The organism is Bifidobacterium sp. POST2/T3 (B1), assembly GCF_058197115.1.
The window spans coordinates 1-3,347 of sequence record NZ_JBVPQK010000290.1 but is presented as its reverse complement, the minus strand read 5'-3'; the positions used below and the strand labels follow the sequence as shown (position 1 = coordinate 3,347).

Annotated in this window: 3 protein-coding genes; 1 reads left to right on the top strand and 2 read right to left on the bottom strand. The window is 62.4% G+C overall.

Annotated features, from left to right (window positions below; all coding sequences use genetic code 11):
• The coding region (locus AC0AP0_RS10660) for an MFS transporter (protein ID WP_490430442.1) at positions 1-521 on the bottom strand (521 nt) is incomplete at its 3' end.
• A 51-nt stretch (positions 522-572) separates the two neighbouring features.
• Positions 573-1,529 carry a nucleoside hydrolase gene (locus tag AC0AP0_RS10655; RefSeq protein ID WP_490430441.1) on the bottom strand — a complete coding sequence of 319 codons (957 nt, stop codon included), beginning with the start codon at positions 1,527-1,529 and terminating at the stop codon, positions 573-575.
• Between the two features lie 307 nt (positions 1,530-1,836).
• Between AC0AP0_RS10655 and AC0AP0_RS10650 the strand changes: the two genes are divergently transcribed.
• Complete coding sequence (locus AC0AP0_RS10650) at positions 1,837-3,207, top strand: sugar porter family MFS transporter (RefSeq protein ID WP_490430440.1); 1,371 nt, start codon at positions 1,837-1,839, stop codon at positions 3,205-3,207.
• The last annotated feature ends 140 nt before the right edge of the window (positions 3,208-3,347 follow it).

Here is a 3,347-nt window from a genome sequence, read left to right as displayed (position 1 = left end):
AAGAGGTACTGCCAGGCTATGGAGCTGAGCAGACCGGCGGCGAAGATGCCGATGGCTGCAGACACCTGGTAGCCTGCTGTGAAGATGCCGAAGAAGATCACCTTCAGGGAGGGCTTGAGGTACTTGGTGGCCACGACCAGGTAGGCCGAGCCAGCCACCTGTTCGCCGGCGGTCTGCAGCAGCCGGGCCGCAATCACATTCCAGATGTTGGGGGCCATGATCGTATTGGCCACGTACCCATACACGGACCCGACGAACAGTATGCACAGACCGAAGGTGACCAGCTTGCGCAGGGATACGAAGTCGCCCAGGGACCCGTAGATGAAGCAGACGATGCCCAGGACGATGCTGGGCAGAGCCGTGATCAGCGAGGCCTGGTCGGGAGCACCGGCGTCCTTGCCGACCTGCTGGAAGACCAGGTTGAAGCCCTGCAGGCACAAGGTGCCCAGGACGAAGGTGATCAGCAGCAGGATCAGCGATCGTACGGCTGTCGAATCCTCGGTGGATTGCTTTTCGGACATGATGCCTTCAATTCTCTTTCTCTTGCGTGAACTTGCCGGGGACGGCGGACCTCAGTCAGCCTGGGAGGCCAGCCCGGTGATGCGGGTCATGAACTCGTCCAGGAAGCGGGGCACGTCCACACCGACGGCCACGCGCATGGTCTTGTTCGGGTCGTTGAGCCGCTGCTCGTCCCCGATGGTGCGCCCGCGAGTGGCGCCCTCGGTTTCCACCTTCATGTTCATGGGCAGGGTGGTCACCAGGGTCGGATCCACGGCCACGCCCACGGCCAGCGGATCGTGCAGGCCGCAGCCACCCAGGTGGGGCGAGGTGGTCTCGTAGGCCTTGATGTAGAAGTCGGTCATGTCCGCCAGGAAGGTGCCCGCCGCAGTGCCCAGCTGCCGCCAGCGGACGGTCTCCTTGTAAGTGAGCAGGGTCTGTAGCGTCACGTCCAGGCCGACCATGGTCACGGGCGCACCGGAGCGGAAGAGCACGTCGGCCGCGTCCGGATCCTGGGAGATATTGGCCTCCTGCCAGGCATCAACATTGCCCGGCACGGTCAAGGCCCCGCCCATAAGCACGATGGAGCCGATGCGCTGGGCGATATCAGGTTCCTTGGCCAGGGCAGCAGCGATGTTGGTCATGGGGCCGGTGGGCACATAGACCAGATCCTTGCCGTAGGTATTGACCACATCGATGATGAAGTCCACGGCCGACTGCGCCTCCGCCTTACGGTCAGAGTCTGGGATGGCCACGTCGCCGATGCCGTTCTCTCCGTGGATGAAGGCGGAGACAGGCAGCACCTCGAAGGAGTCCGCCTTGGAGGCGTGAGGCAGACCCGGATAGACTTTGACCTCGGGGTGGCCCAGCAGGTCGGTGATAGCAAGATCGTTGCGGATGCCCTGCTCCAGCAGCACGTTGCCGTAGGTGCCCGTTATGCCGATCAGCTCAACTTCGGGGCTGCCTAAGGCATAAGAGATGGCTAGAGTGTCGTCGACACCAGTGTCCAGATCGAGAATCAGCTTGCGCATACAATATTTCCTTTCATTGCCAGGCTGTATGAAACCATGGCCGTATGCATCCACGATGTCCTTGTGATGGATGCTTGTTTATCATATGCGAAATTGAGCAGTTTCGCTGCCCATGACAGGCGCAAGTCGTGGACAATATCCTCAAATGTTCATGTAGCCGGCAACTAAGGCCTGTATAGCGAATCCAGAAGCTGGTTTTTCGGGCGATTCTCTGGTTCACCATGGCGAGCCGGATCGCCGGGCCACTCCCCCAGGTGCCTATGATTACTCTGATTCTGCCCGGATGATCTGGCGAAAGGGGGAACTCATGACCGCGATTCAAGGACGGCAGCGCAATCTGCAACTGATGACCGCCCTGGGTGTACTGGCCGGTGGCCTCTACGGCTATACCCTGACTGTCATTTCCGGAGTGCTGGTCGGGATGAACCTAGGGTCTGGCTCGGGTGGACATCTGACGGCCGGCGAACAGGGGACGGTCACCTCAGCCCTGCTGATAGGCGCCGCACTGGGATCCTACCTGGCAGGCAAGTTCAACGACCGATTCGGCCCCAAGCACATCATCCTGGCCGGCGCCCTGCTGGCCATCCCCGGAGCCCTGCTGAGCGCCCTGGCCCCCAGCCTGGCCCTGCTTGGTCTGGGAAGATTGATCATCGGGGCTGGAATCGGCATGACCTCCACCATCGTACCCATCTACCTGGCCGATATGGTCGGCACGGAGGAACGCGGACGGGTGGTTTCGGTCAACTCGGTCATGATCGTGGTCTGGCAGCTGCTGGCGGTCAGTGTCAACGCCATCCTGGACCGGATGGGCGCCGACTGGCGGACCATGCTCTGGGCCCTAGTGCCGCCCACCATCCTGCTGGCCCTGCTGGCCTGCTTCCTGCATGACAGCCCGGCCCACCTGATCCGCCGTGGCCAACAGGAACGGGCTGCGGCCTTCCTGGAGTCCACGCGCGACCAGGCAGAGGCCCGGATGACCATGCAGGAGCTGTCACAGCCGGCGAGCGCGAAGACCGCCGGCTTCAAGGCCCCCTGGCTCCGACGGGTGCTGATCGTGGGCATCGGCGTGGCCATGATCAACCAGCTGACCGGGCTGAACATCGTCAACTACTACGCGCCGACCATCTTCACCGACACCCTGGGCTTCGCCCCCTCACTGTCCATGGTCGCCACCGTGCCCGTCATCCTGGTCTCCGCCATAGCGGCCACCATCGGAGGGCTGGGACTGATCGACCGTTTCGACCGCCGCGTCATTCTGGCCGTGGGACTTGCAGGAACCATCGTCTTTCTGGCCGCCATCGGGGTCTGCTACCGGTTCGTTGGCGCCCCCGGTAGCGGGTCACGCACGGCCGCTTGGATCATGATCGGTATGATGATGATCTACGTGGTCTTCGTCCAGGGCCTGGTGGCCCCGGTCACTTGGCTGCTCCTGTCCGAGATCTTCCCTCAGCAGGTCAAGAGCCGCGGCATGGGCTACGCCAACGTGGCCATGAACCTGACCAACTTCGGACTCTCCCTGGTCTTCCCCACCCTGCTGGCCCGGCTGGGCGGCACCGGCACCTACCTGCTCTTCGCCCTGATCAATGTGTGCGCCTTGGTTTTCGCCTGGGTCATGGTGCCCGAGACCCGAGGCAAGAGCCTGGCCCAGATCGAACAGGAGGCCCGGGCCCGGGCATGAAAAGAGGGCGGAACCGGATAATGGCCCGCCCTTATGGAATCTGATATCTCAGCTTCTGATGCTTCAGATGTTGAAGACCTGCTTGGCCAGCTTGGCGATGGTGTCGCCGCCCAGCTGTGCGACATCATTCTTGCACTGGT

Coding starts and splice junctions, on each gene's coding strand:
- AC0AP0_RS10655 (WP_490430441.1), bottom strand. CDS start 1,529: ATGCGCAAGCTGATTCTCGATCTGGACACTGGTGTCGACGACACTCTA.
- AC0AP0_RS10650 (WP_490430440.1), top strand. CDS start 1,837: ATGACCGCGATTCAAGGACGGCAGCGCAATCTGCAACTGATGACCGCC.